This window comes from Luminiphilus sp. nBUS_07 (assembly GCF_051201685.1).
Lineage (GTDB): Bacteria > Pseudomonadota > Gammaproteobacteria > Pseudomonadales > Halieaceae > Luminiphilus.
Genome location: NZ_CP179213.1, coordinates 1916289 through 1937782 on the forward strand (window position 1 = coordinate 1916289; position 21494 = coordinate 1937782).

The following is a 21494-nucleotide window of genomic DNA, read 5'->3' on the forward strand; positions in this document are numbered from 1 at the left end:
ATTCGAAGCAATATAGGCAACGTTAGGATTTTCTCTAAGCAAGCACACGCCTTATGATTTCGAGTGCCTCATATACCTCGCCTTCGGTGTTGTAATGCGCAAGGCCCAGGCGCAAAACCCCCTCAACCGGATCTAGCCCTAAGGCTTTGCCCACCTCCACTGCATAATTATCGCCCCAGTGGCAATATAATCCTTGAGAAGATAGCGCTTTAGCAATGTCGCTGGGGGCGTGTTGATCGTGGACAAACGAAAAAGTCGCGACGCGACGCGCCACGGATTTTGACCCTTGAAGCCGCAGGCCGGGTATCGACAGCAAACCCTCCAGCAACAGTGTGGACAAGTGATCCTCGTACTCCCCCATAGCACTATAGGCCACTGAAAACAGTTCCCGGCGACTACCCGTCACCCCCATGAGCCCAGCGAGCCACTGAAAATATTCAAGCGTCCCCAGCAAGCCCGCAATGAGCTCAAATGCGGGAGTTCCAACACTAAAGCGATAGGGAAGCTCTTCACTGGCACAGCGCAATTTATACGCATGAAGCGACTCCAATAAGTCACGGCGACCATAAACGACCCCTAAATGCGGCCCAAAATACTTGTAAGGTGAGCACGCTAAGAAATCGACGTCTAAATCTTTGACATCAATAAGGCGGTGAGAGGCGAACTGCACCGCATCAACATAAACCAGTGCACCAGACTCATGGGCAAGACGAGCCAGAGCCTTCACGTCGTTGACTCCTCCTGTCATGTTACTCGCGTAATTAAGCGCCAGAAGTTTCGTGCGTTCGTTAAGCAAAGGAATAAGCGCTTCGGGCTCAACGCACCAGGTATCTCGATCAAAGTCGAGCCAGCGAACGGTCAGGCCATTATCCTCTGCCATTTGCAACCAAGGGGTCACGTTGCCCTCGTGTTCCATGCGAGAAATGATAATTTCATCACCGGGGACAAATCGGTGTGCCAAGCTGCGCGACAACTGGTAGGTCAGTGTTGTCATATTGGCTCCGATGATCACCTCACCGGGGTCTGAAGTTCCTAAAAAGTCAGCCAGCGCTGCGGTTGTTTCAGCAAACATTGCGTCAACTTCAACAGAGGTGGCATTGAACACGCCGGTATTACTGTTATAGCGCTGGAAGTAATCGGTAATTCGATCGATGGTATGCAGGGGCACTTGGGTGCCTGCTGCGTTGTCGAAATAAATTCGCCGCTGGCCATCATCGGTCGTCGAAAGCGAAGGGAAGTTAGCTCGTACTTGCTCGATAGGGAATGTCATTATTTTCCTCGTTAAAAACAGAAAGACTTAGCAACGCTGCAAAAAACATCGTATCCAAATCGTTATTTGTATTGATCAAAAAAATCCATAATCAAGGGCCACGACCAGTTCAAGCCATAAACATGCCCCATGTCGCTGCGACAATCTAGGACAGGGGGCCACATACTGCCACCTGCGCACCCGCTCCAGGCTCGGCACTCAACATTGGCAACGCCAACATCAATCAATCCCGGGGGCTTAGAGACGTCACAATTGCTGGCTTCCGCCCAAACCTTGGTAATTGCTGAAGCTCCCGTGTAGTAAAAAACGTCGCCGTCAGTCGTGGTCGTAAATCCGAGATCTGACCATTCCCCTGGCGGCACTGTACGGTCCTGCTTTCCAGTAATCAGCAAGGCTGGCATACCTCCCGATTTAACCGGTGGATCTAGGTACCCTCGATGGGGCAGACCAATAAGTGGCGCAATCGCTCTGAACTTCTGAGCGCTCAACGCCGTTCGGCCAAGATCCCAGGTAAACATACCGCCGTTTGAACCACCCACAGCAAACACTCGATCTGAATCGATGCACAAATTTTCCGCCGCAGCCTCCACAAGCGCTACCGCATATTCAATATCGTTATCGGTACATTGCGTCCAAGAGCAGCCGTTTTGAGCCACATCAGCACAAGAACCATAACCGTAGTTAGCCGTTCGGGCGTCATCACAGATCGCGTCAGTATCACCGCTTACCGCCATATTTAAACCATCACCATCGAGACCGGTCGTTGATCCAGAAAAGCTCCACGAGGCAGGCGAGCGGCCGGTTTCCTCTGGCCCAGGCCAACGGGTGAAACTAAGACGTACCCTCGGGCTTCGAGTTCAGCACTGACCACTCCCTTGTCGAGAAACTCACCGTCCCCACCACCCCATCCATGAAAGGCGACAATTAATGGCGCCGCTTCAGTCGCATCATAGGACTCCGGAACAAAAACTCGAAAATCACGGCTCAAACCATCCCGCTTGAGAGAATAAACTCCAGAAATCCAATTGGAATCGCCGCAAAGATCTCCCGCGCCGGCATCTACTCGCTTAACGCTAGAACGTTGTTGAATGACATCATTTAACGCGGAAAAATGGGCTCCCGGGTTACCACTCGAGGCGGCCTGCACCCCAGCACTTACAGCGATAACCGTTGACGAGAGCAGAACGAGTAAAAGGCGCGAATCTAACTTTGATACAAACACGTGGCGGCATCCCGTCTTAAAAAATGTTCGAGCGACAAGATACCCGAGTCGTTATTACAGTCACAACCATCACTTCACTGCTCTACCTAAAAAAAGGTCTTAAACAGATCGGCTACCCATATGAAACCGCGGCGTTTATCGACGATGCAACCGCGTCTGTAAGCTAACCAATGAAATGCCAGGCCAGAGCCAACTGTCCTCATTGCTTAAGCACAAGGGCGCTAATCTGGAGAAGTAGCTCACAGTCGGCGCATAAATAGACTGTGGTCCCTAGAAAAAGTTGAGTACTGACCAAAATTGCGTATCTTGGGGAGGTGCCTGTTGATGGCCATTTTATTTCCTAGGGGGAATCATGAAAAAAATAACTGTATTAGTGATTGCGTTAATTATGACCGCATGCGGAGGAAAGCCGTCGGAGCCTGAAGCGACAGCCGTCGAAGCCGTTGAAGAAGTTGTTGTCGAAGTTGTTCAGGAGACCTCGTCAGCTCCAGCTATGGTCGAATTTGTGTGGCACAGTAAAGCCGAGGGATTCAGTGATGACGCACTGTGGTCACATACTGAATACTGGGCCAACGTTGCGGCTGAAGCTGGTTGGGATCTCCGATTAGCAGCGGTCCACACGCCCCGTGTCGCCAATGAAAACTTTGATTTTCTTTGGGTCATGGTTTGGCCAACTGTCGAAGCCCGTGACAACGCCTGGAGCGATTGGGCCGAAAATCATGAAGCCGCCTGGCTCGAGCTTACCAGTGAAACCTTCACTTACTCGGATGATAATGCTTACGGCTTTGCCCCAACCTCCGGACGTCCAGCCACCACAATGAACACCAGTGGGACGGGTATTGTGGAATACCTTTTCTGTTCTTACCGAGAGGGTCAGGGCGAAGCCCAACGCATGGCTTTTGAAAGCATGCACAGCGATTTCGTAGATGCCTATGAGGCCGAAATGGGTGCAGGCAGTTACTGGTGGGCGATCATGAATCCACTATTTGAACCGGCAGCAGAAAATAACTTTGACTACATGTGGGCTAATTTCTTCGCCTCTGACAATGAGCGCGAAGCCATTTACTCGGCCTACGGTGCCTCTGAGCATTCGAGTCAAGAGCAGGTGGACGCAAGCTGTACCGATCCAGCAAGCTTTGATACGAGGATTATTTTCACCGCAGGTGCTTAACAGCCATTGATAAAAAACCCCACCTCAGCGTGGGGTTTTTTATGCCTACTACGATCACTAGATCGCGTCTTAACAGTCAGAGCCACAGGTAGCGTCAAAACCATACTCTGTCAGATGTTTTCTGAGGTCAGCACACAATTTGAGTGGAAAATGCATATTACTTAGACCCTGTTTCGACACGCCGTGTGGACACTTTGTGGCCAAAACTACCGACTCACCGAGTCCAGCAAAATCAGGCGGATCCTAGCGAGAGAGGGTATAGCGCCCTAACAGGGGCAGGAATATGAAGGGATAAAACAAAGCAATCGATAGTATTAGTCTTGTGGAAATCATCACCTAATAGACCTCAATCTGGAAAACAATTTGAAAAGTCGCTAAGCGAGATAACCAATGCCCTTATTCTCGAATACTCTAAGGGTTACTCGACGCGCCAGATCCTTGGGAAAACGAACGCCTGGGCCACTAGAAAGGCGCGGGGATTTAAAACCGCAAACAATGAAGTGCCCCTGATGCGCTACAGATCTGGGTAATAGGTGTCAGTCCAAGTCGTATTCGTACAATCGACGTGGGGGGCGCTTTCCAGTCCAACGCCATTGTTACTGACGGCTTCAGGATGCATGACGCTAATGATCACTGGCACGTAGCCCACCTCATAGCCAGGGAGTGGCTTAACCAATTGCCCCGGGTCTATTTTTGCAAGATGTGGATCCTTATTATCCGGCATAGGGGCCCCGCGATAGTTGATGAATACGGGTTCTGTCGGTTGCGGTGTTGAGTGCGTGTTAATCAATTGATGAAGTGACTCGATCTGGCTCTGCAGTCCCTCCAAATATTCGGGCGTGTATGTTTCGGGGTGATTTTGAACTGCTGTCAGCATCGCCGGCTGCTCGACAAACTTATACCAAACATAAGTGGCAGTGGCGCCACTTTGCAACAGTGTGTGATAACGCGCTCGATCGCCAATTTTCCAATTTTCAAAATCAGGATGGGATGTGTCTCGCTCTTTATAGGAGAAAAATCTGTGCTCCTTGCGCGGCACACGAATAACGTCATCGGGAGCGGCAACAATTTCAGTATTGTACTGATGCGGATGAAGGTTGTAGGGGTCATCAGGTGACATCCCCTCCTCTACCTGCCACTTTGTCTCTAACCGCCGAACGTAGCCATAGCCATTAGATTGCTCGTTAAGGTTTTTTTGCTCAGCGTTACTGAAATCCCAATCGACGTACCCAAGATGCCCATCAAACCCGACCTGATAATCTGGCGTCACGATATATCGGTACTCTTCCCCCGCTTTATCTTCAATAATTTTTAACCGCTGATGAGTGCTTTGATAAATCCCACTAAAAGCACGATTCTCCGTAGGAATCAGCGCACTGTCCAATGAACCATCACGTAATGCCGCTGAATAGTCATCCATAGACGTTTGAGACATGCTTTGGGGATGCGCCAGTATGTATTCCCGCTCTTTAACAAAGGGAAATTTCGGTAACGGCACATAGAACAAATCGTCCGTCAATTTTAGAGTGCCCGTGACGTAATACTCATTAGCGTTAAGATAGTCTCCTTGGGTTCCTTTGGTAGCTAAGCTGCCGAAGTTATCGCCATAGTGCTCTAAGGTCTCTCCAAAAGACCCTTGCGATATTTTTTCCGGATCGACCCAATTAAAATATTCCGGGACGTAGCCATTAATAGGGCCTTGATAATCTTGAGTCTCTACAAAGCTCATCCAAAACTTGAAATCCTGAGGATGATTAAAGGTGAGATAGGACCATCCCCAGCCAGTCCATATTCCGTTGTCATCATCGAACGGCGCTTGCTCCATATCGAACCCGATATTGCTTCCCGGAACGGTCAACACCCGATTCGAGATTTGCAGCATCGCAAGCCAACGATCACCAACGATTCGCTCGTACAAACCGCTGCCCATCTGAACATCGCTGCAAGCGTGGTAGGCGTCGCCAACCCCGGCAACGTGCAACGTCGGGTAATAATAAGGCCCAGCGGTTTTGGGGTTTTGCCAAAGCCCGCCTTCGATCGAATTTACGCCAAAAGAGCTCAGCCAAGAGCCAAACCAGCCAAACTGCTCTCCCCATTCCAACCCGTGTCGGGCTGCTTGATGAACCCGAATAAAAATAAATTTACCGGCCCCCGGGGATTCTGTGTTTTCGTGCCAAAAACCTTCAGGGCCACCCGTAATACTTAAGCCATCACTATTGTCGAAAAGCTCAAAATCGGTCGGTGGTGCAGGCATGTATGAAGGAACTTTTGTGCCACTGTAAGCATCGATATCTTGCGCAATTACATTGGTCTCAATCGCAGACTCTGTCGTGCCTTTGTCACCGGAACAGCGCAATGTATATCGCTTAGCACCTAATTCACTCTCAGTAATCTGCTCGGATCCAGACAAAGCCTTTGAGCCCTGCCAAGCGCCCTCGCCTATACAGCTAGCGGCATAGCGACTCTGCCAGGTCAGCGTTAACACCCCGTCCACACTTACATTGGCTCCAGACGCTGTAAAGCTCACCTCGGGTGGACCCAGATCTTCCCCGGCTTGAATCGACGTTATAGAACTCAAAAGTCTTGAGAAAAAAACGCTCGGGGCAGCCTGAAGCACATTAATCGGCCAGGCAACAAAAATCATCAACGTCAATATGCCCAGCGCTTTGGTCTTAACTGTCAAAGCAAACCCCCAATTTCATCGTTTTTCATAGCTTAAAGCCTAGCGATTTTTAGGGCTGAAAGCTCTAGGAAAACAACCCTGCCAAACGGCTTATTGGCTATATAGGTGATGATAAGGTCAATTTTATTATGCTTAGTTATGACCAATGAGAAGCATTTCTGCACCCAAAATTCCTAGCAATTAAGCCTCAACATGAAACAGTTTATTGAGAATTAGCCACTGCCCTTCGAGCTTGATGAAAGAAAGCGTGTCCAAAAACACCAATCCAAGGTAAGCATCACGGACGCGAGCCACTGCCGTTTGTCCTGCGACTTCCAAAGAAATTATTTCAAACCTAGCCGGCTCCCCTTTTGATTTAGGCGACGGTTGCTGAGCCGCTACAAAATCGCCGAACTCCGATACCGTCATGTGTTGGTAGCCATTTGGGAGGTAGCCGGATATCCATGCATCGGGGTGAAAAGCAGCATGGGCTTTATCGCTGCTAGATTCGTACATGCAGGCAAAGTACACCTGAATAACGTTTTCTATTTCCTGATGATCGGTCGACATGGAACCCCCTGCGCTAGTTAATGCGGGAAAAGCCATACAGCGACTTCAGATTACACCACAAACAAAGCAGCTGTTGTTCTTACAGCTGCTTGCAACTTGGGAGATAAATTGGAGGCTCGGGTCGGAATCGAACCGGCGTTGACGGATTTGCAATCCGCTGCATTACCACTCTGCCACCGAGCCTTGAGGAAACTTTCCAAGAGATTGCTACAGCCTCGCTGCAGCAGGCGCGAAGTATACGCATGCCGTGACGCAGCGGCAACGGTTTAGTCTGAAATGTCTCAATTGATGGACGTATATGGTGGCAAGTCCATGAGCACCTACAGCGCGATGCGCGAGACATACTGCTACTTAATTAGCGTCTAAACGCTGACTGAGCTTCCTACCGTTGCAGTGACTATTGCTGCGATTCACTCTCTTGAATCACTGCAAAAAATGAACGGAGGTACACCATCATAGACCACAACGTTAGCAACACAGCGACGATCAGAACCGTCTTTCCCAAGATAAACCAGCCGGTGGTTGCATGTTCTGGTAGCAGCAGCAATAGGAATGAGATTGCAATCATTTGTAAGGTCGTCTTCACTTTTGCAATCTGATTTACCGCCATCGAGGCTTCTTTACCCAGTCTAGCCATCCATTCCCGCAAGGCGCTAACCACGACTTCGCGCCCTATTACCACGCACGCACAAAGGGTAATTAAAACGTCATCAAACCTTGCCGTCAGCAAAACCAGTGCCGTAGCAACAATGAGTTTGTCGGCCACAGGATCTAAAAAAGCTCCAAAAACCGTGGTCTGCCCAGAGCGCCTCGCTAACCAGCCGTCGAGTAAATCCGTGAGAGCGGCGGCACCAAATAAAGCCGCTGCCCCCCAGTTACCCCAGGGTGACCCTAAATGCGCAAAAAGCACCAAGACGGGGATGGCTGCGATACGCAGCAGCGTCAGTATGTTGGGCAAATTTAGCGGCAAAGGCTAATCCTCAATGATTATGTCACAAGCTTTTAAGCTTGAACCCGTACGAGTGTGGCACACCCGGCCTCGATCAAAAAGGCTTCAATCGTTAATGCTATGTAGGTGGTCATAAATTGTTTGCGCAAGACTGGAATTAATGCCCTCGACTTTGCACAACTCTTCTACACGAGCTCCTGACACCCCCGATGCACTGCCAAAATGTCGCAGCAATTCGCGACGCCGCTTGGCGCCTACCCCCGGAATACCCTCCAAAGTCGACGTTTTGCGAGCCTTTGCACGTCGTGCCCTATGCCCCGTAATTGCAAAACGGTGCGCTTCATCGCGAATTTGTTGTATCAGGTGAAGCGCAGGGTTGTCACCACGAAGTACCGACTCTTTACCCGTTTCACCATCGACAAGGGTTTCAAAACCGGCTTTACGAGTGGTTCCTTTAGCGACCCCCAAAACCCGAACATTCTCAATACCGTAATGCCCAAGCACACTCATAGCCTGCGAGACCTGCCCCTTACCACCATCGATAAACAATACATCCGGCAAACTTCCCTCACCAGCAGCGAGTCGCTTGTAGCGTCGCTCCAATGCTTGTTGCATAGCCGCATAGTCATCACCGGGCTGAATGCCTTCAACGTTAAACTTTCGATAATCCGCTTTTCGGGGGCCTGTGTTATCAAACACAACACAGCTCGCCACCGTTGCTTCACCAGAGCTATGGCTAATATCAAAACATTCCATTCGCGTCGGTGGCGCATCAAGATCTAACTCTCGCCTCAAGCTCTCAAGCCTACCCGCCATGGTTTGTTTGCCGCTAAGGTGCGCAGTTAAATTCGTATCAGAAGTTTGCTGAGCCATTTCAAGCCAACGCGCCCTCGCCTCACGAACCTTTGAACGAATCTCCACCTTGCGCCCCGCACGAATGCTGAGAGCCTCCGCTAATGGCCCTGCACCCTCGGGAAGGTCTGTCACAATAATTTCATGTGGAATAACCTGTTTGCCTGATAGATAAAACAACGGCATGAACGCCTCCAAAACGGCATTCGCGTCCTCATCGAGGCGGATTGGCGGATAATAAGTGCGACTCCCCAACACTCGTGCCTCACGAATAAATAGTACCTGCACGCATGCTGAACCATTGGCGACTGACACCGCTAAAACATCGAGGTTCCCGCGTACGCCTTCAATACCCTGCACAGTTTGCACTTTTTGCAGTTGCATCAGTTGGTCACGCCGCTCCGCTGCCTCCTCAAAGCGCAAATCTGTTGAGGCGCTTTCCATCTCATCCGCAAGTCTGCCCATGAGCTCCTGAGATTTTCCGGTCAAAAAAAGGTCAGTCTTTTCAACTTGCTCGGCGTAGTCCTCGTCACTGACCAACCCAACGCAAGGTCCACTGCAGCGACCAATCTGGTACTGCAGGCAGGGCCGGGAGCGGTTGCGAAAATAGCTGTCTTGGCACTGCCTGACCTTGAGAACCTTCTGCAGCAAATGCAGCGTCGAACGAACCGCACCGGCACTGGGGTAAGGACCAAAATATTCGCCCTTGCGCCGCTTTGGGCCCCTGTGCAGCGCCAATCTTGGCCATCGGTCGTGGGTACTAAGGTAGATATAAGGATAAGACTTATCGTCTTTTAGGCTAATGTTATAAGGAGGTCTATGCTCTTTGATCAGGTTGTGCTCGAGCAGTAAAGCATCGACCTCGGTGCTGGTCACCGTGACTTGAATGTCCCTGATGCGATTTACGAGAGCCATCGTTTTTGCAGTTAGTCCACTCGCACGAAAATAACTGGTGACGCGATTTTTAAGGTTTTTAGCCTTGCCCACGTACAGGAGATCACCCTCTTTCCCGTACATCTGGTAAACACCAGGTCGGGTTGTCAGGTTTTTTAGGTAGCTCTCAGCATCAAAATCGGTCATTGCAATTTATCGTCGGAGACGCCTAAAACCTCGGGCTCAAGTACCAGCTTAACGCCAAATCTCTCCTCGACCGACTGCTGAATAGCCTCTGCCAAACCCAGTACAGCTGCAGATGAAGTCGCTGATCGATTCACCAGAACTAAACTGTGAGCCTCCGACACTGCCACGCCATCGACTTCTTTCCCTCGCCAACCTAAATCGTCAATCATCCATGCCGCTGACAATTTGATTAATGCAGAGTCTGTGTCGTACTGCGGCAAATCGGGGAAGCGTGCACCAAGACGTTTCGCCACATCGGTCGGCACCAACGGGTTTTTAAAAAAGCTGCCCACGTTTGGAATTTTTTTTGGATCGGGCAAACGCTGACTGCGCACTTTCACGACAGCATCAAAGACATCCTCATGGCTGGGCTCTGCTCCGTGCAGGGCAGCCTGCAACGTAGGGTATGAAGCCACGACTGCCATGTTCCTGTGCAGCTGAAAATCGACCGCTGTAATAATTAAAGACTGCCCTCTCGGCTGCTTAAATACACTCGAACGATAGCTGAACTGACAGTCTTCGGCAGTTAAATAAACAAGTGCATCGGTCTGAATATCTATGGCTTGGACACCGACGATTCGTTGCGCTACCTCGACACCGTACGCCCCAATATTTTGTACCGGAGCAGCTCCTACCGAACCGGGTATCAGTGCAAGATTCTCAAGACCATAAATCCCTTGTTCGCAGCACCACGCTACTAGGTCATGCCAATTCTCACCGGCGGCCACACGGAGTCGAACTTGCTCCCCGTCATCCCGCTGGAGCAAGGTCCCCTTGAGTGCCATTTGCAACACCAAGCCCTCAACCCGGGGTTGAAGGACAACATTACTGCCTTCCCCTAGAGGCGACACCGGCAAATTGCGCTCCCTCGCCCAGGGCAATAATGCTTGCAAAGATTCCAAGGACTCGGCTCGCGCGAACCACTGTGCAGTTGCAGATAAGCGTAAAGCATTGCAGCGCTTTAAAGAAAACAAAGCCTCAACTGCCATGGCTCAACCTACTAGGAGCCTTCGAGCACGCTCAAGATCTGCCGGGGTATCGACACCGGCAGGGACTGACTCAACCGCATCAACAATTCTAATGCTGTGCCCCCGGTCCAAAGCCCGCAGTTGCTCAAGCGACTCTAGAACCTCAGTTGCCGATGGTGGCCACGTGGTGAAAGCCCGCAAAAATCCACAACGATACGCGTACAACCCAATATGCCGCCGCGCTGTTGCCATGAAAGCCTGTAATGACTCGTCACTAGGATCGCGCTGAAAGGGAATCGCTGCGCGTGAAAAATACAGCGCGTTGCCAGATGCAGAGGCAACGACTTTGACGACAGAGGGGTCACCGATTTGTTCCGCGCTCGTCAGCGGCTCAGACAAGGTTGCGATGCTCGCCTTAGGGTGTTGAATCAGCTCTTTAGCCACCTGCTGAATGTTTGCAACCGGCATGAGTGGCTCATCGCCCTGAACGTTCACAACAACACTGCCCTCATCCCACCCGCGCTGCTGCACAACCTCTGCAAGCCGGTCTGTACCGGAGAGGTGCTCGCTGGCTGTCATGGCAACATCAGCGCCTGCAGCCGACATCACATCAGCAATACGAGCATCGTCGGTCGCAACAACAACAGCCTGAGCGCCTGCTGCACAGGCTTGTCGCCAAACCCACCACACCATAGGCTTTCCCCCAATCTCTAATAGGGGTTTGCCTGGCAATCGCGTGGAGCCAAAACGCGCTGGAATTACAATGTTGAACAGGGGGCCATCTCCGCTTGCTTAAACTGTGTGCCAAGACGATGCAACAACGCTTCAGGAAGCTCTGCAGAAATCACCAGCACCCAAATACGATCGTCGGTTGTGCCTGTGAGTTTAACGGCATCTTTTTCAGTCACAACAATAATATCAGCCTGAATCGCTGCAAGATCCTGTTCAGTCGGGGCATAGTGGTCAGGAAGCGTATGAGGACGCACATTCAGGTTCAGAGAATTCAGCACAGAAAAAAATTGATCGGGTTGACCGAGGCCGGTCACAGCAGCCACACGCTGACCTTGCCATTGCTCTGCGATTCCCTCTATTGCTAACAGCGCCGCTGAACAAAAATGTTTAAAATGCTCTAGACGGTAATGGAAGCCCGTATCCTTGCTTCGACCATTGCGCATGAGGATCCAATCCACACTATCTAGCCGCTCTGAGGGCTCCCTCAAGGGCCCCATAGGGAGCAAACGCCCATTACCTAGGCCTCGCGACTCGTCGAGCACTACAATTTCGAAGTCTCTGGGCAACTTAAGGTGTTGCAGGCCATCATCAGAAAGAATCAGGGTGGGCGCATGCGTCTCAAGTAATCGTTGTGCAGCGGCATATCGATCCTGTCCAACCACCACCGGAATATTACCGCGTTGTGCCAGCAACAAAGGCTCGTCACCCACTACAGCTGCAGATGATGTCGGCTGCACCTCGCAGGGGCCTTTACCGACAACCCCACCATAACCACGACTGACGATACCCACTCGGTGCCCTTGCTGCTCAAAGGCCTTGGCAAGTGCAAGCAAAACCGGCGTCTTCCCTGTGCCCCCAACAGTAATGCCCCCCACCACTACTACAGGAACCGGTAAGGGGGCGGGCGTGATCCTATAGCGGCGCCAGCGGACCACCCAGCCGGTTATCAAGCTAAGGGGCCACAAAAGCCAAAGCCAAAGAGCGCCCTCGTACCATGCGCGTGTAACTACGGACTCAATGCGCTGGCGCAAAGCAGTCACGACTGAGAAATTTCTTGCTTATGAAGACGCGCGTACAGGGGACTGTCATTAAGCAGCTGCTGATGTGGACCAGTCGCGACAATGCAGCCTTGGTCCAGCACTATGACTCTGTCGGCGTTTTCAATTGTCGACAAACGGTGGGCAATCACCAGCGTTGCCCGGTCTTTGCAAAACTCTGCCAAAGCATCCTGAATATAGGTCTCAGACTCAGTGTCCAGCGCCGAGGTCGCTTCATCAAGCACTAAAATTGGTGCGTCCTTGAGTAGCGCTCTAGCGATAGCCAATCGTTGCTTTTGCCCTCCAGACAACCCTGAACCGCCATCACCTAACGTGGTATCGAGGCCTTGTGGTAGGGCTTCAATAAACTCAATGGCATGGGCCTGCTGAGCCGCCGCTAGAACAGATTCATAGGACGCGTCTGCCATTTGACCAAAGGCGATGTTGTTAGCAATGGTATCGCTGAACAAGCTGATATTTTGAGAGACAACGCCAAACTGGCTTCGGTAGTCGGCCAACGCGTATTCCTCAATCACGAGGTCATCAAGGCGGATTTCACCGTGATCGGGTGCGTAAAAACGGAGTAAGAGTTGAACTAGCGTGGACTTCCCGCTGCCAGAACGTCCGACAAGCGCGACCGTCTCACCCGGTTTCAGCTGCAGTGAAATATTTTCCAAAGCATATTCGTTGGCCTCTGGATAACGGAAACTCACCCGCTCCATCACAATTTCACCTTTTGCGCGAGCCAACGGTGTTGTGCCACGATCAGGCTCAGGCGAGATATCAATTTGAGCGAACACATCCTCCGCTGCGGCAAGCCCTCGCTGAATAATGCTCTGCACCCCACTGAGGGTTCGTATCGGTTTCCCCATTTGAGCGGCTGCGGTGATAAATGCCACCAGGGAGCCCGCAGAAAATCCCGCAAGAATCGTTGGATCTAATGCAAACCAAAACAATGCGCCCAAAGCCAACGCTAACAACGTTTGTATGACTGGGGTCGAAACCGCCTGAACAAAGGCCAATTTCAAACTTTGGTTTCGATTAAATAGGCTCGCGTTCGTAAATTTGGCCACTTGCTGTCGCGTCGCGGCGAAGACACGAAGAGCCTCGAAAGCCCCCAGTGATTCGCTACTCACCTGCGTGACAGCACCCATCGAATCCTGAATACGGCGGCTGTACCGTCGAAAATGACGCCCTACGACCACCACAACGAGGCCAATTGCAGGGGCGACCACGAAAAATATAAGGGTCAAACGCCAGTTGAGATAAAGCATGTAGGTGACAAGGGCTATAACTGTAAGGCCCTCGCGTAAAATCGCTTTCAACGCATCACTTGCGGCTCCCGAGACCTGTTCGACGTTGAAGGTAATCTTGCTGAGCAAATTACCGCTGGTGTTGGCGTCGTAATAGCGCCTCGGTGCCGCCATCATAACCTCAAATAACTCAACCCGAAGCGTATGGACAACACTACGAGCCACCACGTTCATGTAGTAGTTGCCGACAAAGAATCCCAGCGCTCTGCCCAGTGACAGTACAACCGCGGCGACAGGTACTGCCACCCGCGCGTAATCTAGTGGATCTTTATCCCCGGGCGGCCAAAACCAATGTGCAGCGGCTGAAACCAAGCCCAACTCAACTTGGCTGCTCTGCCCTAATGAATCCAACAGAAACTGGGTGAGATCTGCCAGTAGGACACTACCCAGCGAGTACACTAAAAATCCAGCCACACTAAAAGCAAACGCCGCTGAATATGGGACGACATAAGACAACAGGCGCCGATAAAGCCCCCAGTCGCTTCCCTGATATTTTGTCGGATCAGCCATTGCTACCACTTGGCGTTTGCGCTGCGATAGTTAATTGCCGAAAACCCAGTGCATTCGCTGCGTCAAGAGCAGTAACAACAAAGCGATGTGCCGCCTCACCATCCGCCGCAATAGTGATCGGAATGTCACGATCTTCCCCCGCCTCATCACGCAACGCACGACGTAGGTCAATGGGCTGGTTAGACACCGGTGTTCCATTCAAAGTAAATGACCCATCAGCAGCAATCATAAGTTCCAGTTTAGTGGCGCGCTTAGGCGCGGACTCACCCTCAGCTTCAGGTAAATTAATAGCCAGCTGCGTCGCCTTGGTGAAGCTAGTCGATACCATAAAGAAAATTAGCAGCAAAAAAACGACGTCGATCAGAGGCGTCAAATTAATTGACAACTCATCTGTGCGTTTGCGACGAAATTTCAAAGGTCGTATTCCGTTTTCTTACCCGTGTGCAACGCATCGACGAGCTTGATTGAAACTTGTTCCAGACCCACCACAATGGTGTCGATTTTTCCGGTAAAAAAACGGTGCATTACCAGCGCCGGAATTGCCACAACTAACCCCGCAGCTGTAGTGATTAAAGCCTCTGAAATACCTCCCGCCAAAGCGTTGGCATTACCTGTCCCCTGAACGGTTATCTCGGTGAAAACGCGTATCATGCCGACCACGGTGCCCAACAAGCCAAGCAGTGGCGCTACGGCCGCCACAGTGCCCAATGTATTCAAATAACGCTCAAGGTCATGGACCACATGTCCCGCCGCCTCTTGAATGCTTTCCTTCATGACGTCGCGGCCCTGGCTGCGGTTAACGAGCCCTGCAGCCAAAATTGCGCCCAGTGGTGACCCCTGTCGCAATGCCTTAAGCCGTTGCGCATCAAGTTCTCCGGCTTTGAGTTGCTTCCATACGTTTGCTAATAAATGGGGAGGCGCTATCCGATCAGGGTTCAGTGCCACAGAGCGCTCGATACAAATGCCCAAGGCAATAACTGAACATAAAACGATGACAGGCATAACCCAGCCACCTGCGGCAAGTAACTCAAACACTATAACGCCCTCCGGTCTTCCTGCAGTATACCTGTGGCAAGGCCGCTTAGCGCCACTCAGCGGAGGTTTAGCCAATAGGGAATATTGCCATCTCGCAAGCCACCAACGGTCAGTGAATGCGGCGTGGATGTCACCATAACGCCCCCATCTATCGCCGTATTCAAAATCCTCACACCCCGTGCCTCCAAACGCTGCAGCACGCTGGCACGAGGGTGGGAAAATCGATTGGCGCGGCCAGCACTCACAACAGCCACATTAGGGTCGACCCATTTTAGAAAAGATGCCGCAGTCGAAGTATGACTGCCGTGATGTGCAAGAACCAAGATATCGGCCCGTAGTGTGGTTCGCCAATAGCGAATCAGCTCCCGTTCACGAGCAGCACTTACATCGCCGGCAAGTAAGACTGTCACTTGATCAGTCATAACCCGCAAAACACAAGATCCGTCGTTATTGTCACCCGGGCCGTTGAGAACCGTCACCGTAATATCCGACATTTGATAAAGCACCTCACCCACACGACACGGTATACCCGCGTGCCCTATTGCCCGTTGAGCATCAAATTGTTCCGCAAGCTCCCCTAGCCCCCCGGCATGATCTCGGTCTGAGTGGCTGATCACCCGCATAGCAACATCCTTGACTCCCATGCGGTTCAAATAAGGAATGAGCGCCTTTTGCGCCTGACTTACCCCTATAGGCGGCGCATCACCGGTGTCGTAAATTAATGTCTTACCCGCAGCACTTAAAACAACCGATAAACCCTGCCCCACATCAAGCACCGCCAGTTTTACCGTGTGCTCCTTGGCTGCAAATAAACTCACACCGGAAATTGGATTGAACATTGCAGCATCGGGAATGACGTGCTCAAGTACTCGTGAACCACCCAACGACGCGGCTCCCACTTCAACTGCCAGCCGCCACGGTAGGTTATCAACGCTTCCCCACAATAGAACGCAAGCAGTGCCCAGAAGTGCCAAAGGAACCAGTAATGTTGCGATAACAGGAACTAGAATCACATTTGCAGCAACAGCCGCCAAAGTCATTTGGCCAAACCAGAAAAGTGTTACCGGCGCCATTAGAAGCACCAGCACTATTTGCGTGAGAAAAACCCTATAGAACCATCCACCAAAATTATTAGTTGCCTTGAAGTTTTGCTGGGTAACAAGCCACATCAAAATGCCTGTAGCCACCATGCTTAACCAAAAACTGCGGCCTAAAATAGAGAAGTAATTCGTCATTAAAATAATTAAAGCAGCCACGAAAAAAATGTGCCGCATCTTGGTTCTTCTTGCTGTAAGCCTAAGTATGCCAACCAAAAACAGCATGATTAGCGCACGCTGAGTGGGCAAACTAAAACCCGCAAGACCCGCATAAAAGCACGCCACAACCAAAGCAGGAACAATGGCCCAATCTCGCCTCACCAGCTTGTAAGGCGCGGTGACAAACAACAGTCGACGGCTGAGAGACCAGACCACCATAAACACAAGACTGAGATGCAAGCCACTGACCACAAATGCGTGGGTAATGCCAAGAAAACGGAAACGCTCCCAATCTGAATCCGCGATGCCGCGTCCAGTCCCCAAGACCAGCGCCTCTAGCACTCCAATGACTCTGGGTGGCCCTTCAAGACTTTCGAAAGCATTGGCTATTTGTTGACGGGCATGACTCAGGTATCCGCTGGATGTTCTCGCTACTATTACCTGAGAGGCGGTCAAGCGCCCGTGAAGCCCCTGCGCTAATGAACGTGCCTGATCGGGAACGGAGCCAAGATTCCATTGAGAACTGTTGGGCGTTAATCGCCCCCTAACCGTGAGCTCAGCGCCCAGCGGAATGAACTGTTCGCCATTGACACCATAAACCATGAGGCTACTCGGGGAACCACAGCCCTCAGCGGTGTTTAATGTGCTCGACAACCTAAAACTTTGAACGACCTCACCAGACACCGACTTATATTTAAGTGGCAGCGAACTCACCGTCCCAGTAGCGCCAACTTCCCTTCGGTAACAGCTGGGATCGATTAAGTTGTCATGCCAGTACCAGCCCCAGTAACACGCGATGCCCCCTGCGATCGCGATGTAAACCCCCGCCTTGCGATGTCCCGCAATGAAACCTACATACCCCAAAAATGGAAAACATAGCGCAGCCCAATAAATGGGCAGTAACAATGACGAAATCAATACAACCAACATGGGGAGCGCATAATTGCGGCATATCCCCAAAGTACCGGTGTGGTGACTCACGAAAAAAGTCGTCATACTTAAAGCGGGTCTGATGGCATACACCAGTGAAACATTTGCCAACACTTGACCCCACAGCGGTGATGGTCTGGGATGAAAATTAGCCGGGTCAGCAGATTCCTATATCTCTTGAAGTTTTGTATCCATGGCACGAAAGCTTTTTCAGCGGTTTGTACCTTCTCAGCAGCAACTCAGGGATATGCCTGGGTTACATCTGCTGGGAGACTGGATTTACGAACCTAACCTTTGGCACATCAATCGCAGCTCCACCGCGAGGGCATTCGCCATAGGACTGTTCTGCGCCATGATGCCCGTACCAGGGCAAATCTTTGCTGCCGCTTATGCCGCAGTGAGGCTTGGGGCGAATCTACCACTGAGCATCAGTCTCATCTTCGTCACCAATCCCCTGACGATGCCCGTTATTTACTACGCCGCCTATGAACTTGGCGCCTTCTTGTTGGACACTCCCGTCAAAATTATTGAGTTTGAAATTACTTGGCGCTGGCTAACCGAGCGTTTGGGGGGCATTTGGCAGCCTTTTTTACTAGGCTGCTCTGTGATTGGCTCGATTGCGGCATTGTCCAGCTACGTCATGATCAATGTCTTATGGCGGTGGCGCGTTGGGCACGCGTGGCGCCAACGTGCCTCTGAGCGAAGCACACACGCCTCCTAAAAGTACCGGTTCATTGGTTTGCGAGTGCCTGAGCGATAGGTATTGCCATTGCACGCCTAGCAGGAATAACTGCCGCGACAAGGCAGAGCAGCACCGAGGTAGACCACAACCAAATGGCATCGCCCATTCTCAAATCAATGGGTAAAAAGTTCAGTGGATAGACGTCAGTGTTCAATAACCTGCCGCCTAGCAACCACTCTAAGCCTGAGGCGGCTAGAGGAATGAGCTGCGCCAAACCTACACCCAACAGCAAACCTACAGAAGCACCCAAAACACCTATCCAGAGCCCCTGGAATAAAAAAATCCACAATATATCTTGCCGGCTAGCCCCCATAGCCTGAAGCATAGCAATAAACCCACGACGGTCTGTGACCACCAATACAAGAGACGAGACCACATTAAAAGCCGCGACCGCAATGATCGAAAGCAGTAATAACGTCACTAGATCTCGGGACAACCTTATCGCAGCGTACAAATTACCGTGCCGTAGCGTCCAATCAGTCACGTAAAACGTGGGTGACAACGCTGTGGCAAAGTCCCAGCGCACCCTGGGCGCGTCAAAAAGTTGCCGCAACTGCAGGGCCAACCCCGTTGCTGTGACACTGTCTCCCAACATTGTTGCGGTGTATTCAAAGTCGGCCAGCATCAAGGCCTCATCGAGTTCTGTTCCAGACTCTACAAGTGCCGCTACCCGCAACACGCTAGTCACCGGCAGAGCCCCTGGCTTCATGGTGTCGCCGGGGACTATAACGCTCAGCTTATCGCCCACCTTAACCTGTAATCGTAGGGCCAGACCGGCGCCCAAAACCACTTCTCCAGGCTCGATGCTTACCCCAGAAGGTTTGGACCATACTTCCCAGCGCCGCCAAACCGAGGGCGTCACCCCCAACATTTTTGCTGCAGTGACCCTAACACCACGCACGGCAAGTACATCACGCTCATAAAAGAGGCCCACCTCCCTCACCGCTGCTGCTCGCTCGGCATCGGCCTGAAGTTCATTCCATGTTTCTAAATCGGCAAACCCATGGATACTGACGTGGGGAACGACTCCTAATATACGTTCGCGCATCTCCCGCTCAAAACCATTCATCACGGCCAGAACCGCCAGTAATATGGCAACGGCAAGGGTCAAACCGACAACTGAAAGCCTCGAGAGGAATCCTGAGAGTCCCCTGCCTCGATCAAGGACCTGACGCAGGGCAAAATTAAGTCGCTCAGACCAGGGCACGCGGCAATTCCGCCAACTGGCCCGTTTCTAAAAGAAGCTGACGGTCCATTTTTGCCGCGATCTTTGGATCGTGGGTCACCACAATGAATGCTGTTCCCCCCCAATCGATTGACTCGATCAGATTCAGAACAAGCTCTGCAGACTCCGGATCTAGATTACCCGTTGGTTCGTCCATTAATACACAGCTCGGCTTATTCGCGAGCGCTCGCGCGATTGCGACACGCTGTCGCTCACCACCACTAAGGGCAGCAGGTTTATGGTTCATTCGGTCGCTTAAACCAACCGTATCGAGCAGCATCGCCGCACGCTCTTGGGCAACGTCCTTCGCCTTGCCGCCTATGCGCATTGGCATGGCAACACCCTCCAAAGCGGTGAACTCAGGTAATAAATGGTGAAATTGAAAAACAAAACCTAGTTGGGCATTGCGCCATTGACTGCGATCCCGCTCTCCCATGCGGCTCATAGACTTATTAGATATCCGCACCTCACCCGCCGTCGGAACATCCAATCCGCCCAGCAGGTTCAGCAGGGTTGATTTCCCAGAGCCAGACCGGCCGACAATAGCAACGCGCTCACCCTGAGCAAGGGCCAACTCAACGCCCTGCAACACTTTTACCGAGCGGGAACCGTCTTGATAGGTTTTGTCTAAACCAGAGCAGCTAAGTACGGTATCAGCCATTGTTGAGCACCTCGACCGGTGAAATTCGTGAAGCACGCCAGGCAGGATAAACCGTTGCCAAAACACTGAGAATCAGTGCTAGGCAAGTCGTAATCGCAACGTCGCCCCACTGCAATTCCGACGGTAATCGTCCAATATAGTAAACCGAGGGGTCAAAGAGCTGAACGCCCATCAACTGCTCGAGCAGGGTGGCAACTTCAGAAATCCACAAGGCTAGGAACACCCCCAAACCGGCCCCTACTGCAATACCGACCGCCCCGATCAGTAACCCATGCCCAAGAAATAAAGCCATGACGCCCGAAGAGGTAAATCCCATAACACGGAGTACTGCGATGTCGCGAGCTTTCTCGGTAACGGACATTGTGAGGGTCGAGATAATATTGAAGGCCGCCACAGCGATGACCGCCAACAGGAGAACGCCGACCATAATTTTTTCCATCTTCACGGCAGCAAACAAACTGCCTTGTGACTCTCGCCAATCTGCAATGGTCAAATGAGGCGCTGTGCCTTGTCCCGGCATGTCCCGCAATTTTTCCCGCAGCACGGGTATTGCTTCAGCTACCCTATCGGGGCTGCCCAGATCGAGCTGCAAGCCGTCTATACCGCCCCTAGAAAAAAGGCGCTTGGCAGTTTCCAAACTGACATAAGACTGAAGGGCATCGATACTAGACCCCACCTCAAATTCAGCCACGACAAGCAGTTTGCGAACCCGAGGAAATACGCCTAGCGGCGTGACCGACAGTGTGGGCAACACCACTTCGACGACGTCACCCGTCATCACCCCCAGCTGACCTGCCAAACTCCGGCCTAGAGCAATCGTGAAGGGTCTGCTTTGCAACTCCTTTAAATTCCCCGAAACAATCCGTTCGTGGAGGTTATTGACGCCCCTCTGGGCCTGCACATCGATACCTCTGACCTGACTACCGAGCCGTCGGGACGAGGACTGAATCAGTGCGACATCATCGATGAAAGGGGCAACGTGCTTAACAACGGGGACGCTTTGTAATTCGATGGCTAGAGACTGCCACTGAGTCAGAGCACCCTCGGAGGACACGATAACTGCATGAGGCACCAGTGACAGAACTCGATCTCGTAATTCCGCCGCAAAGCCATTCATGACTGATAAAACGGTAATAAGACTGGCAACGCCCAGAACCATTCCCAGCATAGATGCCCGCGATACCAGCCTGGCAAAGCTCTGCCGCTTAGCCGTGAAGGTATAGCGGATCATCATGTCGCGGGTGAAAGACACCTCAGCCTAGCTGTCGAG

The 21494-nt window shown here is 51.7% G+C and carries 19 protein-coding genes and 1 tRNA gene; 2 read left to right on the forward strand and 18 right to left on the reverse strand.

The features are described 5' to 3' along the window. Nucleotides 1-34: 34 nt before the first annotated feature. The 3 genes from ACMAZB_RS08525 to ACMAZB_RS08535 all read right to left on the reverse strand — a co-directional run bounded on the left by ACMAZB_RS08525 (nucleotide 35) and on the right by ACMAZB_RS08535 (nucleotide 2492). A complete protein-coding gene (locus ACMAZB_RS08525) occupies nucleotides 35-1270 on the reverse strand; it encodes a cysteine desulfurase-like protein (RefSeq protein WP_435216513.1) in 1236 nt (411 codons plus the stop codon). Between the two features lie 62 nt (nucleotides 1271-1332). After that, nucleotides 1333-2004 carry a hypothetical protein gene (locus ACMAZB_RS08530; RefSeq protein ID WP_435216514.1) on the reverse strand — a complete coding sequence of 224 codons (672 nt, stop codon included), beginning with the start codon at nucleotides 2002-2004 and terminating at the stop codon, nucleotides 1333-1335. A gap of 2 nt (nucleotides 2005-2006) precedes the next feature. Next, a complete protein-coding gene (locus ACMAZB_RS08535; protein WP_435216516.1) occupies nucleotides 2007-2492 on the reverse strand; it encodes a hypothetical protein in 486 nt (161 codons plus the stop codon). Nucleotides 2493-2844: 352 nt separating this feature from the next. On the opposite strand from ACMAZB_RS08535, the gene ACMAZB_RS08540 reads away from it, so the two are divergent. Further along, nucleotides 2845-3663 carry a hypothetical protein gene (locus ACMAZB_RS08540; RefSeq protein WP_435216517.1) on the forward strand — a complete coding sequence of 273 codons (819 nt, stop codon included), beginning with the start codon at nucleotides 2845-2847 and terminating at the stop codon, nucleotides 3661-3663. A gap of 514 nt (nucleotides 3664-4177) precedes the next feature. Here the strand turns inward: ACMAZB_RS08540 and ACMAZB_RS08545 are convergent. From ACMAZB_RS08545 to ACMAZB_RS08600, 12 genes are all read right to left on the reverse strand, one after another. Beyond that, nucleotides 4178-6346 carry a hypothetical protein gene (locus ACMAZB_RS08545; RefSeq protein ID WP_435216519.1) on the reverse strand — a complete coding sequence of 723 codons (2169 nt, stop codon included), beginning with the start codon at nucleotides 6344-6346 and terminating at the stop codon, nucleotides 4178-4180. A 180-nt stretch (nucleotides 6347-6526) separates the two neighbouring features. Further along, entirely contained in the window at nucleotides 6527-6895 is a 369-nt protein-coding gene (locus ACMAZB_RS08550) for a nuclear transport factor 2 family protein (RefSeq protein WP_435216520.1), read from the reverse strand. 109 nt (nucleotides 6896-7004) lie between these two features. Further along, nucleotides 7005-7078 (reverse strand) — tRNA-Cys (locus tag ACMAZB_RS08555). A gap of 214 nt (nucleotides 7079-7292) precedes the next feature. Beyond that, the gene (gene pgsA, locus ACMAZB_RS08560; protein ID WP_435216522.1) at nucleotides 7293-7865 is read right to left on the reverse strand and encodes a CDP-diacylglycerol--glycerol-3-phosphate 3-phosphatidyltransferase; all 573 of its coding nucleotides are present in this window, start codon (nucleotides 7863-7865) and stop codon (nucleotides 7293-7295) included. An 84-nt stretch (nucleotides 7866-7949) separates the two neighbouring features. Next, nucleotides 7950-9776: an excinuclease ABC subunit UvrC gene (gene uvrC / locus ACMAZB_RS08565; RefSeq protein WP_435216523.1), complete on the reverse strand. Its 1827-nt coding sequence runs from the start codon at nucleotides 9774-9776 to the stop codon at nucleotides 7950-7952. After that, a complete protein-coding gene (gene murB / locus ACMAZB_RS08570; RefSeq protein ID WP_435216524.1) occupies nucleotides 9773-10804 on the reverse strand; it encodes a UDP-N-acetylmuramate dehydrogenase in 1032 nt (343 codons plus the stop codon). Before murB ends, uvrC begins: the two co-directional genes overlap by 4 nt. A gap of 3 nt (nucleotides 10805-10807) precedes the next feature. Then, nucleotides 10808-11515 carry a 3-deoxy-manno-octulosonate cytidylyltransferase gene (gene kdsB, locus ACMAZB_RS08575; protein WP_435216525.1) on the reverse strand — a complete coding sequence of 236 codons (708 nt, stop codon included), beginning with the start codon at nucleotides 11513-11515 and terminating at the stop codon, nucleotides 10808-10810. 26 nt (nucleotides 11516-11541) lie between these two features. Further along, the gene (lpxK, locus tag ACMAZB_RS08580; RefSeq protein WP_435216526.1) at nucleotides 11542-12555 is read right to left on the reverse strand and encodes a tetraacyldisaccharide 4'-kinase; all 1014 of its coding nucleotides are present in this window, start codon (nucleotides 12553-12555) and stop codon (nucleotides 11542-11544) included. Continuing rightward, nucleotides 12552-14375 carry a lipid A export permease/ATP-binding protein MsbA gene (gene msbA / locus ACMAZB_RS08585; protein WP_435216527.1) on the reverse strand — a complete coding sequence of 608 codons (1824 nt, stop codon included), beginning with the start codon at nucleotides 14373-14375 and terminating at the stop codon, nucleotides 12552-12554. Before msbA ends, lpxK begins: the two co-directional genes overlap by 4 nt. Next, nucleotides 14368-14790, reverse strand: coding sequence for an ExbD/TolR family protein (locus ACMAZB_RS08590; RefSeq protein WP_435216528.1), 423 nt, complete (start codon nucleotides 14788-14790; stop codon nucleotides 14368-14370). The genes msbA and ACMAZB_RS08590 overlap by 8 nt, the downstream gene beginning before the upstream one ends. After that, on the reverse strand, nucleotides 14787-15410 hold the full coding sequence (locus tag ACMAZB_RS08595) for a MotA/TolQ/ExbB proton channel family protein (protein WP_435211000.1): 624 nt from the start codon (nucleotides 15408-15410) through the stop codon (nucleotides 14787-14789). Before ACMAZB_RS08595 ends, ACMAZB_RS08590 begins: the two co-directional genes overlap by 4 nt. A gap of 56 nt (nucleotides 15411-15466) precedes the next feature. Next, nucleotides 15467-17647: a ComEC/Rec2 family competence protein gene (locus ACMAZB_RS08600; RefSeq protein WP_435216529.1), complete on the reverse strand. Its 2181-nt coding sequence runs from the start codon at nucleotides 17645-17647 to the stop codon at nucleotides 15467-15469. A 142-nt stretch (nucleotides 17648-17789) separates the two neighbouring features. Here ACMAZB_RS08600 and ACMAZB_RS08605 point away from each other — a divergent pair, with 142 nt between their 5' ends. Further along, the gene (locus tag ACMAZB_RS08605) at nucleotides 17790-18317 is read left to right on the forward strand and encodes a DUF2062 domain-containing protein (RefSeq protein ID WP_435216530.1); all 528 of its coding nucleotides are present in this window, start codon (nucleotides 17790-17792) and stop codon (nucleotides 18315-18317) included. 10 nt (nucleotides 18318-18327) lie between these two features. On the opposite strand, the gene ACMAZB_RS08610 is transcribed toward ACMAZB_RS08605, so the two are convergent. Genes ACMAZB_RS08610 through ACMAZB_RS08620 form a run of 3 tightly spaced genes read right to left on the reverse strand, consistent with a single transcriptional unit; the run spans nucleotide 18328 to nucleotide 21476 of the window. Next, nucleotides 18328-19545: an FtsX-like permease family protein gene (locus tag ACMAZB_RS08610; protein WP_435216532.1), complete on the reverse strand. Its 1218-nt coding sequence runs from the start codon at nucleotides 19543-19545 to the stop codon at nucleotides 18328-18330. Next, nucleotides 19532-20224 (reverse strand): ABC transporter ATP-binding protein, encoded by a 693-nt coding sequence (locus tag ACMAZB_RS08615; RefSeq protein WP_435211007.1) that lies wholly within the window; start codon nucleotides 20222-20224, stop codon nucleotides 19532-19534. Before ACMAZB_RS08615 ends, ACMAZB_RS08610 begins: the two co-directional genes overlap by 14 nt. Continuing rightward, entirely contained in the window at nucleotides 20217-21476 is a 1260-nt protein-coding gene (locus ACMAZB_RS08620) for a lipoprotein-releasing ABC transporter permease subunit (protein WP_435216533.1), read from the reverse strand. The genes ACMAZB_RS08615 and ACMAZB_RS08620 overlap by 8 nt, the downstream gene beginning before the upstream one ends. Nucleotides 21477-21494: the final 18 nt, after the last annotated feature.